General features: G+C 58.8%; 17 protein-coding genes. 5 read left to right on the forward strand and 12 right to left on the reverse strand.

Annotated features, from left to right (window positions below):
• Positions 1-5: 5 nt before the first annotated feature.
• From ehuC to ehuA, 3 genes are read left to right on the forward strand one after another with little or no spacing between them, the layout of a single operon-like run.
• Positions 6-677, forward strand: coding sequence for an ectoine/hydroxyectoine ABC transporter permease subunit EhuC (ehuC, locus tag ACSBPU_RS13570; protein WP_180067915.1), 672 nt, complete (start codon positions 6-8; stop codon positions 675-677).
• A 2-nt stretch (positions 678-679) separates the two neighbouring features.
• On the forward strand, positions 680-1372 hold the full coding sequence (gene ehuD, locus ACSBPU_RS13575) for an ectoine/hydroxyectoine ABC transporter permease subunit EhuD (protein WP_442592615.1): 693 nt from the start codon (positions 680-682) through the stop codon (positions 1370-1372).
• Complete coding sequence (gene ehuA / locus ACSBPU_RS13580) at positions 1369-2151, forward strand: ectoine/hydroxyectoine ABC transporter ATP-binding protein EhuA (RefSeq protein WP_442592616.1); 783 nt, start codon at positions 1369-1371, stop codon at positions 2149-2151. The genes ehuD and ehuA overlap by 4 nt, the downstream gene beginning before the upstream one ends.
• Before the next feature lie 93 nt (positions 2152-2244).
• Here ehuA and thpD read toward each other — a convergent pair whose 3' ends face one another.
• The 10 genes from thpD to metC all read right to left on the reverse strand — a co-directional run bounded on the left by thpD (position 2245) and on the right by metC (position 12447).
• Positions 2245-3165 (reverse strand): ectoine hydroxylase, encoded by a 921-nt coding sequence (gene thpD, locus ACSBPU_RS13585; protein WP_442592617.1) that lies wholly within the window; start codon positions 3163-3165, stop codon positions 2245-2247.
• A 16-nt stretch (positions 3166-3181) separates the two neighbouring features.
• Entirely contained in the window at positions 3182-3577 is a 396-nt protein-coding gene (locus ACSBPU_RS13590) for an ectoine synthase (protein ID WP_180067912.1), read from the reverse strand.
• Positions 3574-4881 carry a diaminobutyrate--2-oxoglutarate transaminase gene (gene ectB / locus ACSBPU_RS13595; RefSeq protein WP_442598347.1) on the reverse strand — a complete coding sequence of 436 codons (1308 nt, stop codon included), beginning with the start codon at positions 4879-4881 and terminating at the stop codon, positions 3574-3576. The genes ACSBPU_RS13590 and ectB overlap by 4 nt, the downstream gene beginning before the upstream one ends.
• Positions 4882-4977: 96 nt before the next feature.
• Positions 4978-5583: a diaminobutyrate acetyltransferase gene (gene ectA, locus ACSBPU_RS13600; RefSeq protein WP_442598349.1), complete on the reverse strand. Its 606-nt coding sequence runs from the start codon at positions 5581-5583 to the stop codon at positions 4978-4980.
• A complete protein-coding gene (locus ACSBPU_RS13605; protein ID WP_180067911.1) occupies positions 5571-6110 on the reverse strand; it encodes a MarR family transcriptional regulator in 540 nt (179 codons plus the stop codon). Before ACSBPU_RS13605 ends, ectA begins: the two co-directional genes overlap by 13 nt.
• A gap of 213 nt (positions 6111-6323) precedes the next feature.
• Positions 6324-7103: an SDR family oxidoreductase gene (locus ACSBPU_RS13610; protein ID WP_442592618.1), complete on the reverse strand. Its 780-nt coding sequence runs from the start codon at positions 7101-7103 to the stop codon at positions 6324-6326.
• A gap of 33 nt (positions 7104-7136) precedes the next feature.
• Positions 7137-9224, reverse strand: a complete 2088-nt coding sequence (locus ACSBPU_RS13615) for a rhodanese-like domain-containing protein (RefSeq protein WP_442592619.1) — start codon at positions 9222-9224, stop codon at positions 7137-7139.
• A gap of 54 nt (positions 9225-9278) precedes the next feature.
• A complete protein-coding gene (locus tag ACSBPU_RS13620; RefSeq protein WP_442592620.1) occupies positions 9279-10247 on the reverse strand; it encodes a tripartite tricarboxylate transporter substrate binding protein in 969 nt (322 codons plus the stop codon).
• 21 nt (positions 10248-10268) lie between these two features.
• Positions 10269-11276, reverse strand: coding sequence for a M14 family metallopeptidase (locus ACSBPU_RS13625; RefSeq protein ID WP_442592621.1), 1008 nt, complete (start codon positions 11274-11276; stop codon positions 10269-10271).
• Between the two features lie 19 nt (positions 11277-11295).
• Positions 11296-12447, reverse strand: coding sequence for a cystathionine beta-lyase (gene metC, locus ACSBPU_RS13630; protein ID WP_442592622.1), 1152 nt, complete (start codon positions 12445-12447; stop codon positions 11296-11298).
• 157 nt (positions 12448-12604) lie between these two features.
• On the opposite strand from metC, the gene ACSBPU_RS13635 reads away from it, so the two are divergent.
• Positions 12605-13486 (forward strand): LysR substrate-binding domain-containing protein, encoded by an 882-nt coding sequence (locus tag ACSBPU_RS13635; RefSeq protein WP_442592623.1) that lies wholly within the window; start codon positions 12605-12607, stop codon positions 13484-13486.
• A 76-nt stretch (positions 13487-13562) separates the two neighbouring features.
• Here the strand turns inward: ACSBPU_RS13635 and ACSBPU_RS13640 are convergent, their stop codons facing one another.
• Positions 13563-15122: an acetolactate synthase large subunit gene (locus ACSBPU_RS13640; RefSeq protein ID WP_442592624.1), complete on the reverse strand. Its 1560-nt coding sequence runs from the start codon at positions 15120-15122 to the stop codon at positions 13563-13565.
• A gap of 101 nt (positions 15123-15223) precedes the next feature.
• On the reverse strand, positions 15224-15979 hold the full coding sequence (locus ACSBPU_RS13645; protein WP_442592625.1) for an IclR family transcriptional regulator: 756 nt from the start codon (positions 15977-15979) through the stop codon (positions 15224-15226).
• Between the two features lie 120 nt (positions 15980-16099).
• On the opposite strand from ACSBPU_RS13645, the gene ACSBPU_RS13650 reads away from it, so the two are divergent.
• A complete protein-coding gene (locus tag ACSBPU_RS13650; RefSeq protein WP_442592626.1) occupies positions 16100-17119 on the forward strand; it encodes a dipeptidase in 1020 nt (339 codons plus the stop codon).
• The last annotated feature ends 1 nt before the right edge of the window (position 17120 follow it).

The raw sequence follows: 17120 nt of genomic DNA on the forward strand, positions 1-17120 counted from the left end.
GCCTCATGAACTGGCTAAGCTATATGCCGCCCTTGCTGGAGGGCGCATGGGTCACGATTCAGCTGACGGTCTATTCCACGATACTGGGCGCCGTATGCGCGTTCGTGTTCGGCATAGGCAAGGTATCGGGAAACAGGCTGGTGCGTGGGGTGGCCATCGTTTTCATCGAGGTCTTCCGCGGCACTTCGCTCCTGGTTCAGCTGTTCTGGCTGTACTTCGCCCTGCCCTTGCTTGGACAGGCCATAGGAATCGACTTGCGCCTTCCCCCCGTCCTGGCGGGAACCCTGGCGCTGGCGCTGAACATCGGCGCCTACGGCGCCGAAGTCGTGCGGGGCGCCATACAGGCGGTGCCGCCTGCGCAGCACGAGGCCGCCAAGGCCCTGGACTTCACGCCGCGGCAGATACTCTGGCGCATTTCGCTGCCACAGGCCATTCCGGAGATGATGCCCAGCTTCGGCAATCTGGCGATACAGAACCTGAAGGATACCGCCCTCGTTTCCTTGATCAGCCTCGGCGACCTGGCTTTCCGCGCCGAGCAGGTCCGGAACTTCACCCAGGACAGCGTCACCATCTATACGCTTCTGCTGTTCATGTACTTCGGCATGGCCCTGGTATTGACCGCGCTCATGAAGATTCTTGAAAATTCCGTGGGGCGCTGGCGCGCCGGGAGGTCCTGAGCATGCTGCTGGGCATAGAATGGGACACCGCCAACAACTGGGTTTTCGCCTGGTCCATCCTCCCCATCCTGTTGAAGGGGCTGGTGGTCACGCTGCAGGCAACCGTCCTGGGTTTCGTCGTGGCCGCCATACTGGGCCTGATTCTGGCGGGGCTGAAGTCGTCGCGGCTGCGCATCGTGTCCTGGCCGGCGCGCTTCATCACCGAATTCATCCGCGACACGCCGCTACTGGTGCAGCTGTTCTTTCTGTACCATGTGCTGCCCGAATACGGCATCGTCCTGCCGGCCTTCCTGACCGGCGCGCTCGCCCTGGGTATCCAGTACAGCGCGTATACGTCCGAAGTCTACCGCGCAGGCATCGAATCCATCGCGCATGGCCAGACTGAAGCCGCGCACGCCCTCGACCTGTCGGCGCTGCGCACCTTCAGTGTCATCATCGTGCCCCAGGCCATTCCGAGGATCATTCCGGCACTGGGAAACTACCTGGTGTCGATCATGAAAGACGTGCCGGTGCTTTCCGTCGTCTCCGTGCTCGAGATGCTCAATGTAGCCAAGATCATCGGCGACCGCACTTTCAATTATCTGATCCCGCTGTCCATGGTCGGAGGACTGTATCTGCTGCTGACGCTGGCGGCGGCGGCCGGCGTGCGCCATCTGGACACCCGCCTTCCCAAGCAAGGACTTCCCCTGCGATGACAAACGACATCATTCAGTTCGACAAGGTCACCAAGAAGTTCGGCGACGTGACCGTGCTCGACGCCCTCGAATTCTCCGTCGCCAAAGGCGAGAAGGTCACCATCATCGGACCCTCCGGCTCGGGCAAATCCACGGTGCTGCGCATCCTCATGACGCTCGAAAATATCGACGAGGGGGTCATCCATGTCGCCGGCAAGCCACTGTGGCACGAAGAACGCAACGGGCAGCTCGCCCCCGCCGGCGAAGACCACCTCCGCGCCATGCGCAAGGAGATGGGCATGGTCTTCCAGCAGTTCAATCTCTTCCCCCACATGACGGTCCGCCGCAATATCACGGAAGCGCCGGTGCATGTGCTGGGGCTGGACAAGCGGAAAGCCAATGAGCGCGCCGAGGAATACCTGGAGCTCGTGGGCCTGTCCGACCAGGCCGACAAGTTCCCCAGCCAGCTTTCAGGCGGCCAGCAGCAGCGCGTGGCCATTGCACGCGCCCTGGCCATGCGCCCCAACATCATGCTGTTCGACGAACCCACGTCGGCACTGGATCCTGAGCTGGTCGGCGAAGTCCTGAATGTCATCCAGCGGCTTTCGAACGAGCATGACCTGACCATGCTGCTGGTCACGCACGAGATGCAGTTCGCCAAGCAGATTTCCGACCGCGTCTGCTTTTTCGACAAGGGCCGCATCGTCGAGGAGGGACCGCCCGAGCAGGTATTCTCGGCCCCGCGCGAAGAGCGCACGCAAGAATTCCTGAAGGGCTTCCTGAGTCCCGAGCCCCATTGACAAAGCAGCCCGCAAGCCCGGCGTATCGCCGGGCTTGCGGGCTGCGCGTCCCGTATGGGCGGGCTCACACCGCCCTGCTTGCCTGCTGCTTCGTCACGCGTACGCCGCCGTCTCCTGCGGAACCAGGGGGTCGAAGCTCTTGCGCGTGGCGATGTGCTCCGGACGCGGACTCAAGCCATACTTGGGTGGTTGAAGCGCATTCTCCACGCTGTTGTAAACCATGAATACGTTCGCGCGTGGCCAAGGCGAGATATTGCCATTGGATCCATGCATCGTATTGCAATCGAAGAAAATGACGGATCCGGCGGTCGCCTCCATTGCCTTGATGCCGCCCTGCTCGGCCAGCAGCCGCAGGCTCACGGGGTCGGGCACGCCGTACTCCTGCTTCTTCAGCGACTTCTCATAATGGCGGTCCGGCGTCTTCCCCTTGCATGCTATGAACTGCATGTGCGAGCCGGGTACGAGCATGAGAGGGCCATTGCAAGCGTTGTTGTCGGTCAGGAGCAGCGAGCAGCTGATGGCGCGCATGCCCGGCATTCCGTCCTCGACGTGCCAGGTCTCGAAGTCCGAATGCCAGTAGAACTCCTTGCCTTTGAAGCCGGGCTTCATGTTCGCCCGGGATTGGTGCATGTAGACCTCGGATCCCAGAATCTGGCGGGCGACGTTGATCAACCTGGGATCGCGTGCGAGTCCGCTCAATAATTCGCTCAACTCGTGCACCCGGAAGATCGAACGTACCGCATCGCTTCCGGGTTCGGTGATGGCTTCGTCCAGTCCGGTGATGGCGGGATCGCTGCTCATGCGCTGCACTTCCTGCAGCAGCGCGGCGACCTCCGGTCCACTGAAGAGATCCTCGATCAACAGAAAGCCATCGCGTTCATAGCTGGCCTGCTGGCGCTCGTCGAGCGCATCGGCATAATTGCCGCCGCCATAGACGACCGGATCCTGCCGGGCAATGATGGCGGCGTTCCGATCCGTACGCGACACATACAGATCCTTGATCGCTGTTTTCATACTGTACTCCTTTGATTCAGGCGGCATCCGACACGGCGGGATAGACGCCTTTCTCGTCGTGCACCTCGAAGCCGGTAAGAGGCGGATTGAAGACGCAAATGACGCGCAATGGCTCTTTGCCGCCGCGCAGCCAATGCTCGTCGTTCTCGTCCAAGGCATAGACGACGCCTGGTCCCAAGGCATACTTGCGGCCGTCGGCAATGGTTTCTATCTCTCCGTCCCCCTCGATGCACCACACGGCTTCAAGGTGATTCTGATAATGGATATGGGTTTCGGTCCCGGGAAAGATGACGGTCTCATGGAAGGAGAAACCCATTCCGTCCTTGCGCAGCAGCACACGGCGGCTCAGCCAGTTTTCCGTCTTGACCTCGTTGTCGGTTCCAATGACGTCCTTGACGTTCCTTACGATCATCGTGCTCTTCCTCCAAGCTTGAATACCTGCGCGCCCGCGGCCGTTTCCGCCAAGACCCGGCCCAGGCCGCGCTCTATGATTTCCAGACCACGCATCAGCTGGTCGTCTTCGATGGTCAGGGCCGGCAAGACTTTCAGGACTTCGTCCTGCGCTCCCGACGTCTCGATCACGACGCCCTCTTCGAAGGCCGCCTTCGCGATCCGGTTTGCCATATCGTGCCCGGGTGGAACCACCAGTCCTTGTATCAATCCCCTGCCCCGGACACTCAGCCCCGCGCGCGGGTAGCTATGCACGATGTTCTCGAGCCAGTCCCGCACCAGGCGCTCCTTCCGTTGTATCGCTCCCGCAAAGCTTTCGTCTGCCCAATAGCTGTCCAGCGCCTGCGCGGCGGTGACGAAGGCCAGATTGTTGCCACGGAAGGTACCGCTGTGCGCGCCAGGCTTCCAGATATCGAGTTCAGGCTTCATCAGCACCAGCGACATCGGCAAGCCGAAGCCGGACAGGGACTTGGACAATGTGATGATGTCGGGCCGGATGCCCAGCGAGTCGAAGCTGAAGAAGTTGCCGGTACGGCCGCAGCCCACCTGGATGTCGTCGACGATCAGCAGCATGTCGTGCTGGCGGCAGAGGCGTTCCAGCTCTTTCAGCCAATTGCGGCTGGCGACGTTCACACCGCCTTCGCCCTGCACCGTCTCGACGATGACCGCGGCGGGCTTGTCGAGGCCGCTGCTCGTGTCTTCCAGCATGCGTTCGAAGTAGGCAATGGTATTGACGTCCGGCCCCATATAGCCGTCATAGGGCATGAAGGTCGTGTTCGCCAGCGGAAAGCCCGCTGCGCCGCGAAACTTGGCATTGGCCGTGACGGCCAGCGAGCCCCCGCTTACGCCATGGAAGCCGTGGGTGAAGGAAACGACGTTCGGCCGGCCCTTCACCTGGCGCGCGAGCTTCAAGGCCGCTTCCACGGCATTGGTGCCCGTTGGCCCCGTGAACTGCAAGGTGTATTGCCAGCCTCTGGGTTTGAGCAAAACGCGCTCGAATGTCTCGAGAAAATACTTCTTCGCCGTGGTCGCCATGTCCAATCCATGCACGACCCCATCCGACTCGAGATACTCGATCAATTTCTGCTTCAGGAGCGGGTTGTTGTGGCCATAGTTCAGCGTGCCGGCGCCACTGAAGAAATCAATGTATTCCTTATTGTCTTCATCGATCAGCACGGAGCCTTTGGCTCGCTTGAAAATGACTGGAAAAGACCGGATGTAGCCCCGCACCTGCGACTCCATCCGGTCAAATATTTTTAAGTCCATCATGTTTCTTCCTCTCTTGGTTATGAAAATCTATGAAAGAGCGGTCCCTTCCGCGACACGATTGGTGCGGAAAAGGGGTTGTTGCTGCTGCAGGGATCATCGAACCGGATTCGGCCCTGGCTGATCCAAAGACCGGAATGGTCCGATGCGAAGCAAAGGCTCATCGTCGTGCGACTGGCCACCGAACAGGTCCGCGTCGAACAAGGGGCTTTCCTTCAAGGGTGCCGACAGATCGCGCGCCAGCCGCTCGAAGACGCTGCGCGATGCCTGGTTGCCCGGACCCACGGTGGTTTCTATGTATTTGACCTGCGCCAGCGCGTCGCGCCGCAGCAGGCGGGTGAGCATATGATGCGCCAGCCTGCGCCCCCGCGCCTCGGCATGCACGGCGACCTGCCAGACAAACAGGACATCGGATCGTTGCGGACGCGTGTAGGCGGAAACGAAGCCCAGCAAGCGGTCTTCCGAACCGGCCACGATGCAGGTCTGGCGGAAGTGCTCGCTGAGCAGGAGATAGGTATAGAGGGAATTGAGATCCAGCGGCGGACACCGCGAGATCAAGCGATGGATGTCGGCCGCATCGGACCGTTCTGGCGCTCGCAGCCAGTACATGTCCCGGTCGCGCGAGGATGCGCTGGCTGCCGGTTCGGGAGATAAGGTTGAAATGCTGGGGTCTGTGCTGGTTTCTAAATTCACACTGCCAATCCGGATTCGGGCAACGCCCCGCTTATGGGCACATCAAGCAGGGGCGATGCAGGTTCTCCTGGAGGATCTGCCGGAAGAGTGCCATCCGACTCCATCAGGTCGACGATGCGCTCGAGCGACAGGGTGATGGTCGCCTGCTCAAGCTCGGGTAAAGCCTTGAGGGCATCGGCCAGTTTCTGCTGCAGCGGCGATGGGGTCTCGCTCGCCAGCTTGACGCCTTCGGGCGTCGCGGAAACGAATACGATGCGCCGGTCTTCCCGGCCGCGTTCGCGCCGGACCAGGCCCTTGTCCTCCAGGCGATCCAGAATGCCCACCACGGTGCTGGCACTGACGTGGATTTCACGGCTGATCGCCGTTGCCGTCAGCGGTCCACGTTCGATGACGGCACGCAGGCAGACCAGCTGAGGCGCCGTGATATTGCTGAATGCAGCCAATTGACGGGAATGCAGCGCGACGGAACGCGTGATGCGCCGCATGGCGCGCAGGATGCGCAAGTCGTACTGCTGCGAAGAGTGGGAGGTCGTCATGGTGACACGAAGGATCAAAAAATAGTAAGGGCCAAAGTCATTTCTACTGAAATGATAAGGCCAGCAAACAATCGTGTCAACGTGGGGTCAGACCCCGTACGGGGTCTGACCCCATGCACAAAAGAAAACAGGGTCAGACCCCGCATGGGGTCTGACCCTTGGTCGAAATGAAGCAGGGGTCAGACCCGGCGGGTCTGACCCTTTGAACGAACTTCAGAGCGTCGCCGGGTAGATTCCGCCATCCATAAGCAGATTCTGGCCAGTGATGTATCCCGCCTGGGCACCACATAAATAGGCACACGCATCCCCCAGTTCTTCCGGATTGCCAAAGCGCCCAGCCGGTATGTTTCGCCTACGGGATTCCATGACCTGATCGAAAGGTACGCCTGATGCCGCCGAAGCGTGTTGCACGAAGCCCTGCAGGCGGTCCGTCAAAAAGGGGCCCGGCAGGAGATTGTTGATTGTCACGTTGTGCTGGATGACTTGGCGCGCCAGCCCCGCCATAAAGCCGGTTAGCCCGCTACGTGCACCATTGGACAGCCCCAGCTCCGCGATAGGCATTTTGACGGCCGCAGACGTGATGTTGACAATGCGCCCGAACCGACGGTCAATCATTGCGTCGATCACGCCCTGCACCAGCGAGATGGGCGTATACATATTCGCATTCACCGCCCGCATCCAGTCTTCCTGAGTCCACGCCCGGAAATCTCCGGGTGGAGGCCCGCCGCAGTTCGTGACCAGTATGTCCGGCCTTTCCGCCGCCTGCAGCGCGGCTTCCCGGCCCCCCGCCGTGGTGAGATCTGCAGCAACGAAGGTGATCTTCGCCCCTGTTGCGGTGCTGATTGCGTCCGCCGCCTCTTGCAATTGCGCGCCTCCCCTGGCTACCAGGATGACGTCCACGCCCTCGCGCGCAAGCGACATCGCGCATGCGCGGCCAAGCCCCTTGCTGGCGCCACAAACCAGTGCTCTCTTGCCATGCAATTGAAGATCCATCGACGAGCCTCCGCCCCGTGTCTATAACGCCATTTATATCCTGAAAGCAACCGTTCGATCGGCACGGACCTTTTCCAGCAGGCCGACCTCCCAACTCAGATACTGGTGCATGGCCTCCTCGATGCCGGTTTCTCTATCATAGGGCCTGTACCAGACATCGTCGGTTTCCGTCAGGAAGTTGGGCGCTTCGCCCGTCAGGCACGACGGCGGAAGAGCATGCACACCACCATTCAAGAAGACGGCATCGTGTCCAAGCGCCCGGGCGTCTTGGGCAGCCAAACTCGATATTTCGCCAGTCTGGCAGGTGAAAACTAGTTGTGAAGTTTTGTCCAGTCCCGCCAACGCCCTGGATAGCCTAGAACGCACCGTCCAGGCGGCTCCCGCTAGATGTGCCTTCCGATACGCTCGCGAATCCCCTACATCGATGATGATGGCCTGCTCCGGGATGGAAGCCAGCTCTAGGGCATGCTCGTCCACGCCAGCGAGGGGCCGCGGCCGCTGCACCAACTTTTCGGGCGCTACTGTGCATACATAGACCTCCCAACCCATTCGATGTAGCCAGGTCGCGGTCATGGGCGCTTGAACGCCATCGGTATCGAACACCACGATTCTTGCATTCCGGATGGGGGCATACTGATCTGTCTGCTGCACCAGTTGACCACCAGGCGCCGATACGGAGCCATCCAGACTGGACCGCTCGAACAAAGCGGGATCGCGGACGTCGAACAGGTAGGTGACTCGCTCGGCATCGCTGCACAAGGATTGAGTCTCGTCAGGAGAAAGAAACCCGATGCCCAGACGCTCGGCTTCCCTGCGCGCTGCTTCCCGGGCACCCGGCGCGACGGGACGATCCAGATAGCTGTCCGTCCGGTCTCGATCCAAGGGCAGCCCGGCCAAGTACTGGCCCATTGTACCGTTCTCGAGTGCGCGCACATTGTTCAAGCCTGCATTGATCAGCGATTGCGCACCGAGAATGGAGCGCGTTCTTCCGGCGCAGTTCACCACGATCGGACCTTCATGCTCAAAAGCTCGAGCTACGAGTTCGCCTCCAGGGCATGAATAGGCACCAGGAATGGACATCATGTGAAATTCTTGTTGCGTGCGGCTGTCCAGAACAAGGATGTCTTGCGTCGTGCGCAGCTCGGCCAACTCCTGCGCTGTGATATGAGGCGTTCCATAATGATGCTCGACAATTTCGCCAAAAGCCTTGCTCGGCACGAAAACGCCAGAGTAAACTGGAAATCCGGCGTCGTTCCATGCCTGCTGCCCGCCCTTCAACACAGCCACGTTGTGGTACCCTGACAATTGCAGCTGCCGGGCCGCGCTTACCGCCAGGCCATCGTCATCGTCGATGAGTACAATTCGTGTATGCGGCGAAGGTAGCCCTAAAGCGATCCGCAACTCGAGCACGGACAAAGGCATGGACGCAGCATGGAAAATATGCCCCTGCGTGTAAACGCCGTTTTCCCGCACATCCAAGATTGCGAACTCTTTTCCATCCGTCAGCATGTCATAGACAGACCGAGCATCGATCCATGGAGCGTAGGTCTCGGGAATCGCCATGAAGCGCGAATAGGCTCCCCCGGTTTCCGAAGTGAAATTCACACGGCCGCTGAGGGTATCCAACGCCCTGCCATACAGGTGCAAATGTAGAGAGTCTTCTTCGGAAACGACTTCTATGGTGTGGAAGACCTCTCCGCTCAACGTGGCGGCATTGCCGGCTCGAACCGTCAGCTCATCCACTTGCTTCAGGATCCCTTGCCCCTCCACGGAGCGGTCGTCTATCCGCTCGAAAAACACATTGTGCTCCTCGCCGAATACGCCTGCTATGACTGCCCAGGTCGTATGATCGTGCGGCGGCTGCTTCTTTCCGGTTTTGCCGGCGGAAGCATAAAGCGCCAAATCACCGTTCAAACCCCGCCATAGCTGATACAGGCCACCCGGCTTTCCGGGACGTAACGAAAACTCGTCCGGGGGGAAGAGCTCGGTCTGGTTGCCCAGCTCTATCAGCAACGGAGCGATCCGCTCGCGCAGTTGCTGGCCGGTATGGCGTACGGCCAAGTCTTCCAATGTTTCCATAAACGTGCGCACAGAATCGTAGCGCTGCTGCATGATACTCATTCAATCCTCCGACAGCGCCGGGCCAGGCGCCGAATTTCCTTGCCTTCCACGGCATTACTGCACTTTGATGTTCTGCTCTTTGATCAGCTTCGACCACATTACCGTTTCCGACTTGATCAAATCGGTGAACTCCGCCGCCGTGCCGACACTGGGTGTCATTCCTAATTGCTTCACTTTCTCGACGATGTCCGGCTCAGAAAAAAGCTTCGAGAAGATTTCCTGGTAACGGTCGACGATGGCTTTAGGTGTATCTGGCGGCGCAATGACTCCAAGCCAGTTGGTGACTTCATAGCCAGGTACCGTCTCTGCGATGGTCGGCACATCTGGAAACCTGGACTCCCTATTTTTCGTTGTCGTCGCGATCGCTTTCAAGCGTCCTGCGGAGATCAACTCATGCGTGGCCGTATCGCCGAATCCCAGCGTCGTTTCCCCGCCCATCGTAGACATGAGAGCCGGGCCTCCACCTTTGTATCCGATTTCCCGCAACTGGCTCGGCGCCATCGCATTCAATAAATGTCCCGTCATGGAATTCGACGTTCCAATGCCCACTGAAGAATATGTCACATCTCTGACCTTGCTGGCCTCGATCACGTCCTTGACCGTATTCAGATCTTTGTTATCGGGCTGCGTCACCAGCATGTAGCCCATCTGCACCATGAGATTGACGGGGGTCAGTCTGAGCGGGTCGTAACTGATGGGCTTAAGCAGAGGCCATATGGTCAGCACGCCCGGACCCGACCAGGTAATGGTTCTACCGTCGGGCTTAGCGTTGGCGACGAACTCCGTCGCGATCAATCCACCCGCTCCCGGTTTGGGCATAACTATCAAAGGCTGGCCCAACTCCTGAGACATGCGCTCTTGCAATACCTGGGATAAGGCGTAGTGTCCGCCGCCAGCCCCGTAGCCAAGAATTAGGGTAACTGGACCGTCGGGCTTCCATGGTTTATCGGTTGCATGCGAGAGCGCCGGCACCAGGCACCCCGTCGCAACACAGATGGCAAGCTTGGTCAGTGCTAGTTTCATCTTTTTCTCCTTTGTCTAATGTCACTTTTGCAATGCCGCCGAATCCCAGTGCGTGGCGACGAACGCGACGCGGTCTCCACTATGTACAACGGGATCACGGCGAATGCCGATGATGATGCAATCCTTGGGAAGCGTGACGTCGCATACAGTACGGCCATGCATGTCCAGCACCTGTCCGATCGCCTGATTTGCCGGTATTGTTTCCCCCGGCTTGCGGGTCGAAAGAAACAATCCCCCTTCCTTAAGGATGACCCATTGGCGTGCCGTGACACGCCTAACCTCCGAACCGGCCTGCGGCGTTCCCTCGAGAATTCCGAGCTCTTGGGCGAGCTTCATCAAGCCGGACACGGCAAGCTCCACGTTCTCCGGGGTGTACCAGCTTCCTTGACCCAGCTCGACCATGAATGCCGGGATGCCAACAAGCAGACATTGATAGTCGAGCGCGCCCGCGATATTGCCGGGTAGTTCGCCGGCGCCACCGATATCCATGCGGCACGAGACGGAGGGTTCGAAATAAGAGGTCATACGCAGTAGTTTTTCTTCCGCCACGGCTCCGCCACCATATACCTTGTAGACGCAGTAAGGCTTGCTATCGTGTATAGACCCCATGGTGTGGAGATTCACCAGACAAGAAGCAACGGACTTGACTTCGCTGAACAAGGCATGCGCCATCTGATTGGTAGTCAGCCCCCCCGCGTTTCCCGGAAAAGCCTGGTCCAGGTCCTGCAAATCCTGCGGTGCAGTTTTCGTATGATTATCCAAGCCGAGAGGGTTAGCCGTGGGAGTAATCACGACGCTTCCCGACATGGATTCGGGCTTCAATCGCCGGCCCAGTTCCACCGCAGCGACGACGCCGTTCAACTCATTGCCATGCACTTGGCCGTTCACCCAAAGGCACGCTCCGTCGGAGCGCCCCTTGACGATCGTCACTGGTATGGAAATCACCATTCCAGAGCTCATGGTGCCCACCCGCAACCGCTCGTGCGCGATAGTCCCGGGTCGCATTTTCTTCAACAATTCGCTGATCATCTATTGCTCTCCTCCTCGATCAATCCAACACTTCGAATGCCTGGCGTAGATCCGCCTGAAGATCCTCGATGTTCTCCAGACCGATGTGCAGGCGCACCAGTGGACCGCGATATGGATCCGATGCGATGCTGCGCTTTCCCGCTGTATCGGCGGGCAGCACCAGACTCTCGTATCCGCCCCAACTCGCTCCTATGCTGAACAAGGACAGGGCATCTATGAAACGGTCGCATTGCTCTTGGCTGCAAGGCTTGAGCGCCATGGTCATCAAGCCCGATGCTCCGCTCATCTGCCGCTGCCACAAGGCATGATCGGGACTGCTTTCCAGCGCCGGGTACAGCACGGTCTCAACCTTCGGCTGCGCCATAAGCCATTGAGCCATCGCCACCCCGTTCTTATAGTGTCGCTCCATCCGAACTCCCAGCGTGCGGATGCCTCGTGCCATAAGATAGGCATCGTCAGGACTAATTGCCAGGCCCTGGACTGCAGCTTCGGAACGAATCTGCAGCCAGAGGTCAGGGTCCACCGTGGCGATCGTGCCCATCATGACGTCCGAATGTCCTCCGAGATATTTTGTAGCTGCGTGAATGGAGACGTCGATCCCGTGCTCGAAGGGGCTGAAGAAAATCGGCGTGGCCCATGTATTGTCCGCCACTACCTTTGCGCCAGCTTCGTGCGCTGCGTCTGCCAGCGCCTTGATGTCCTGCATCTCCATCGTCAGGGAGCCGGGACTTTCGCAGTACACGACGGCAGTATTCGGGCGCGTCAGCGACGCGATATTCGAGCCCGTGTAAAATTCCACCTCCACGCCTCGCGCACGTAAGACCTTCTCGCAGTATTCCCGGCACGGGAAATAGACGTTATCGGGGACCAGGATATGAGATCCTGGCAGCGCCAGAGCATTCAGCGTCGTGGTGATCGCCGACACGCCGGAAGGCGTTAGAACAGCGCGATAGGCGTTTTCCAAAGAGGCGATCAGATGCTCGAGCTCCTTGGTGGTGTATGTGCCTAGCCGCCCGTAACGCACGTTATCAAACTTCGATCCGCGGGTAGCCCTGTAGTCCGCCATGGAGTCGAACACGACCGTGGATGTCCTATATACCGGTGTATTCACCATGCCCTTGCGCGAATCGGAATCGCGACCTGCATGGACCAGGAGAGTACTCAGTTGCATTAGGAATGCCCTATCATGTGATTAATAGAATTAATATGTCATGACTGAAAATCAGGGGTTTCAGCCTAGGTGAAAATTATTCTATTCATCCGAATTGGGATTTACTAATGAATTATTTTGCCCATTCATTATTTGAATTCATGTATCCAAGTAAAGCATGCAAAACGTAGACATAGGACTGCTGCGGACCCTAGCCACGATCGCAAAAACCGGCAGCTTTTCAGATACCGCGGTGCACTTGTGCAAGACTCAGTCGGCAATCACTCATCAGATGCACCGGCTCGAAGAACTGCTGGGCGTGACCCTGTTCAAGAAGCAGGGACGGGCCAGGGTATTGACCGAGGAAGGTCTGCGCGTGGTGAAGTACGCAAATCAGGCGCTCGCTATCAACGATGAGATTTTCCGCGTCTTCAAGCACGGCCAGTTGCAAGGCACGATTTATATCGGATCGCCCCACGACGCCGTCGAATCGCTACTACCCGCCATCCTCAAGTACGCGCGCTCCACGCTGCCTCAGATCAAGATAAAAGTCTGCATAGAGCGGGCACCCACACTGATGGAACAACTCATCACCGGGGAAATTGACTTAGCTATCTCCATTCGCTTCGATCAAGACTTGCAAGGCTTAATACTGAGAAGGTCTCCCACGGTATGGCTCTGCGCAGCCGACTACGTGTACGATGCCAAAGCACCATTGCCGCTTGTCCTCGCGGATGGCGTCAGCATCTATCGCGATATGGCTCTCACAGCGCTGGAACAATCCCATACGCGCTGGGAAATCGTCCAATCCGTTCCCAATTTGGTGGATATCAAAACGCTGGTGCGCGCCGGCCTCGGCGTTACACCACGCTGCATAGACTTACTGACACCGGATATGCGAGTTCTCGGCAGCAAGGATGGCCTGCCTACCCTGCCCGACGTCACTTATCATTTATGCATGCGTCCCCATTCGGCCAACACGCTGGCCCGACAGGCCTACGAGCAGCTCAAGCGAGACTGGAAGCTTATCGATGTCAGCGAGCTGCCGGGAGACGCATGAAAACGGCGGACGTCAATAGATCTGACCTTCGATCGAAATGAAGCAGGGGTCAGACCCCGGCGGGTCTGACCCCAACTCAATCCGACAGCACAGCTTCGATCAGAAATGGCCCTTGATACTTCAAGCCTTGCTCGAATGCCTCGATGAATTCCGATACGGTGGAGACTGCACGTGCCTTCACGCCTAGGCCTTCCGCAAGCCGAGTCCACCCGATATCGGGATTTTCCAGGCTCAACATGCTTTGCGCGTTGCTGCCCATATGCGTCACGCCGACGTTCGCCATCTCGTTCTGCAATATGGCATAGCGGCGATTCGCGAAAATCACGGTGAGGCAGTTCAGGTTCTCCCGAGCCTGCGTCCATAATGCCTGCATGGTATACATGCCGCTGCCGTCCGCCTGCAGCGCGACCACCTTGCGATCCGGGCAGGCGATCGCGGCGCCGGCGGCCAAAGGCAGCCCGATGCCGATGGCGCCGCCCGTCAGTTGAAGATAGTCATGCGGCGAGGATCCATGGCTATGAGAAAAGAAACTGCGCCCTTGCGTCACACCCTCGTCAGTGACAATGGCGTTGTCGGGCAACAGCGCCGCGACCACCCGGCACACCGACTCGCCGTTCAAAGGCCGGGCCGCAGCGACCGGCAAAGCGGGACGCTGCACCGACTCGGGCGCTGCCAGCTCGCCGACGCCAAGCAAAGCCATCAGGCGCTCCAGAGCGTCTTCGATGTCCTGCTGCGGCGAAGCCAACTCGGTGTGACGGCACTCCGCTGGAGCGAGCACGCTGGGCTTGCCCGGATAGGCGAAAAAGGCAACAGGATAGCGGGAGCCAACACAGATCATTTCGCGCACGGATCTCAATCTGGCAATGGCGGCATCGATGGGATAAGGCAGCTTATCGATCGGCGGCGCGCCGATTCCGCGCTGCATGCGTGCGTTGGAGCCTTCGGCAAGCAGATCGGCACCGGTATGGCGAGCAATCGTGTGAGCCAAGGCCAGCGCCCGGCCGTGCAAAGCGCGGCCACCTACGAACAGCAGGGAAGCATCGGACTTCAAGGCCGTCGCGGCCCGCGCAATGATGTCGTCACTTACTCGCGGCGAGGATGGAAATGCGATCTTGGTGGGCTTCAACCCTTTCGGCACGTCGCTCCACGCGACATCGGCCGGAAGGATGATCGTGCTGACGCCCCGATGCGGACGCATGGCGGCCTCGATTCCCTGGTGGATATCCCGCTCGATCGTTTCAGGCGACTCCGCCGTCAGCACATGATTGGATACCGGCAGGGCAATTCCCTTGATATCGCTGGTCAGGGGCGCATCGTAGACAAGATGGTGGCGCGCATGGTCGCCTACGATATTGACCACGGGCGACCGCGCCCTTTTGGCGTTGTGCAGATTCGCAAGACCATTTCCCAAGCCCGATCCGAGATGCAAAAGCGTTGCTGCCGGCTTTCCCGCCATGCGTGCATAGCCGTCCGCAGCCCCCGTGACCACGCCCTCGAAGAGCCCCAGCACACAACGCATGCCGGGCTGCTTGTCGAGCGCTGCAACGAAGTGCATCTCCGATGTGCCGGGATTGGCAAAGCAGACGTCAATGCCATTGATCAAAAGGGATTCGCATAGGAATTCCGCTCCATTCATCCGTAGTTCTCCAAAGAAATCGCTATTGAGTTGCAAATGTGCAGTGCGCTGCCGTAACGGTATATTGGGATCAGACCCTATGCAGATCTGATCCCAATCACTCAGCCCGCGCTGATGGCGCGCGCCGCACGCACGACCATGGGACCCAGCTCGTGCCGCGCGCGGGCGACATCCCACCGAGGTTTGGGAACCGAGATATTGACCGCCGCAACTGGGTAATGATCTTCGTTGAGTACCGCCGCTGCGACATTGACATCGCCCGCGAAGAACTCTTCGTCGGCATAGGCAAAGCCTTCCTCGCGTGCCGTATCGATGATTTGGCGCACCCGGTTCACATCCATGGTTGTGCGCGGCGTATGACGGACGATAGGCGTATGCTCCAGCAGCCTGCCGGCCTCATCCGCAGGAAGACTGGCCAGTACCGCACGTCCGGAGGCGGAGGCCGTGATCGGAATCCGCGCACCGATCGGCATATAAATCGGCACATGCTTGAACGTATGAAGGCGCATGACAAACACCATGTCGCCACCATCCGGCACGGAAAAATTGACACTTTCGCCGCATTCCTGATGAAGGCGGTGAAGAATGGCGTGAGCCGAACGGAATAGCCGCTCTTTCGCCAGATACGAATAGCCAAGGCTCATCGCCTTGATACCTAGCCGATAACGCTTGCTGCCGGCCTGCCTGGTGATGTAGCCGAGTTGCTCGAGCGTATAGGCTACGCGCTGCGCGGAACTGGTGCTTATGCCGACGGTGCGCGACATTTCCTGCAGATTCATGGACTCATGCTGCGCGAATGCCTCCAGGACCAGCAAGCCTTTTTCGAGAGATTGAATGAACAACGGTGAAAGACTCACGCGGCGCCTCTGTACCTTTCCCCATTGACAGCGGGGCAAAATTATTGCCAAAATATTGAATACCGGGAACTAACTATCGCTATTCGATAATTATAGCAATTGATTGAGGAGCTTTGCAAGATGGCACATGCCCGAATATTCAACTACCAGGAGGCGACGGTCATCGATGGTCTCGTGTTTTACAGTGACGGGAACAATCGTGATGTTCGCGCAGGCGGCGTCACCGCGATGAACGTAACTATCACGGAGATGTCCGCGCAGTTCGAGCAGGCGGTACAGGACATCGCCACCTGGAGAAAACGGTGCAGGGAGAATCCCACGTGGATACTCGTCGAACAAATCGCGGACATCGATCGAGCGAAGCAGAGCGGCGGAGTCGGCCTCATCATGGGCTGGCAGAATGCAAAACCATTCGGAGAACATCTTGATCGTATTGCACTGTTCCATGAACTGGGATTGCGCGTGGTACAGCTCACGTACAACGAAGCGAACTTGATCGGAGACGGCTGCCTGGAAACGCGAAACGGCGGATTGAGCCGCTTTGGCATCGAAGTGGTCAAAGAAATGAACCGCATGGGCATGGCAATCGACGCCAGCCACTGTGCGGAGCAGACATGCCTTGATGCGTGCAAATATTCTTCGAGTCCCGTGCTGCTGACGCACGCAAATGCCAACGGCGTCATCAAGCGCCCGCGAAACAAAAGCGACGAAGTGTTGAAGGCGGTGGCCGCAACCGGCGGCGTCGTGGGCTGCAGCATACACGGCTATCTGAATTGGAGGGGCGATCCAGCACGCCAATCCAGCCTCGAGGATTTCGTCGCCAACGTCAAATACATCGGCGACCTGGTGGGGTATGAGCACGTCGGCATCGGCACCGATTTTCCGTCCGTGGATACATACGAAGCCGTCCGGCATGTCATGGTCATGTCCCGCACCAAGTATCCGGCATCGGGGGGCGACCTGGCTGCGGCATTTGGCGACGTCATGGAGGCGCGCTATCCCAGGGAAACACCAACCCCGGCTCAGTTTCCGGTTCTGGCGCAAGCTTTAGAGGACGGCGGCCTGACCGACGTTCAGATCACAGGTGTGCTCGGCAAGAATTTTTATCGCGCGTTCGGCGAATGCTGGAAATCAAACTAAT

It is taken from the genome of Parapusillimonas sp. JC17 (genome assembly GCF_052180245.1).
Lineage (GTDB): Bacteria > Pseudomonadota > Gammaproteobacteria > Burkholderiales > Burkholderiaceae_B > Parapusillimonas.

Bases quoted from the DNA above. Each gene is read 5' to 3' on its own strand.
- ehuC (WP_180067915.1), top strand. From the start codon at position 6: ATGAACTGGCTAAGCTATATGCCGCCCTTGCTGGAGGGCGCATGGGTC.
- ehuD (WP_442592615.1), top strand. From the start codon at position 680: ATGCTGCTGGGCATAGAATGGGACACCGCCAACAACTGGGTTTTCGCC.
- ehuA (WP_442592616.1), top strand. From the start codon at position 1,369: ATGACAAACGACATCATTCAGTTCGACAAGGTCACCAAGAAGTTCGGC.
- thpD (WP_442592617.1), bottom strand. From the start codon at position 3,165: ATGAAAACAGCGATCAAGGATCTGTATGTGTCGCGTACGGATCGGAAC.
- ACSBPU_RS13590 (WP_180067912.1), bottom strand. From the start codon at position 3,577: ATGATCGTAAGGAACGTCAAGGACGTCATTGGAACCGACAACGAGGTC.
- ectB (WP_442598347.1), bottom strand. From the start codon at position 4,881: ATGGACTTAAAAATATTTGACCGGATGGAGTCGCAGGTGCGGGGCTAC.
- ACSBPU_RS13605 (WP_180067911.1), bottom strand. From the start codon at position 6,110: ATGACGACCTCCCACTCTTCGCAGCAGTACGACTTGCGCATCCTGCGC.
- ACSBPU_RS13610 (WP_442592618.1), bottom strand. From the start codon at position 7,103: ATGGATCTTCAATTGCATGGCAAGAGAGCACTGGTTTGTGGCGCCAGC.
- ACSBPU_RS13615 (WP_442592619.1), bottom strand. From the start codon at position 9,224: ATGAGTATCATGCAGCAGCGCTACGATTCTGTGCGCACGTTTATGGAA.
- ACSBPU_RS13620 (WP_442592620.1), bottom strand. From the start codon at position 10,247: ATGAAACTAGCACTGACCAAGCTTGCCATCTGTGTTGCGACGGGGTGC.
- ACSBPU_RS13625 (WP_442592621.1), bottom strand. From the start codon at position 11,276: ATGATCAGCGAATTGTTGAAGAAAATGCGACCCGGGACTATCGCGCAC.
- metC (WP_442592622.1), bottom strand. From the start codon at position 12,447: ATGCAACTGAGTACTCTCCTGGTCCATGCAGGTCGCGATTCCGATTCG.
- ACSBPU_RS13635 (WP_442592623.1), top strand. From the start codon at position 12,605: ATGCAAAACGTAGACATAGGACTGCTGCGGACCCTAGCCACGATCGCA.
- ACSBPU_RS13640 (WP_442592624.1), bottom strand. From the start codon at position 15,122: ATGAATGGAGCGGAATTCCTATGCGAATCCCTTTTGATCAATGGCATT.
- ACSBPU_RS13650 (WP_442592626.1), top strand. From the start codon at position 16,100: ATGGCACATGCCCGAATATTCAACTACCAGGAGGCGACGGTCATCGAT.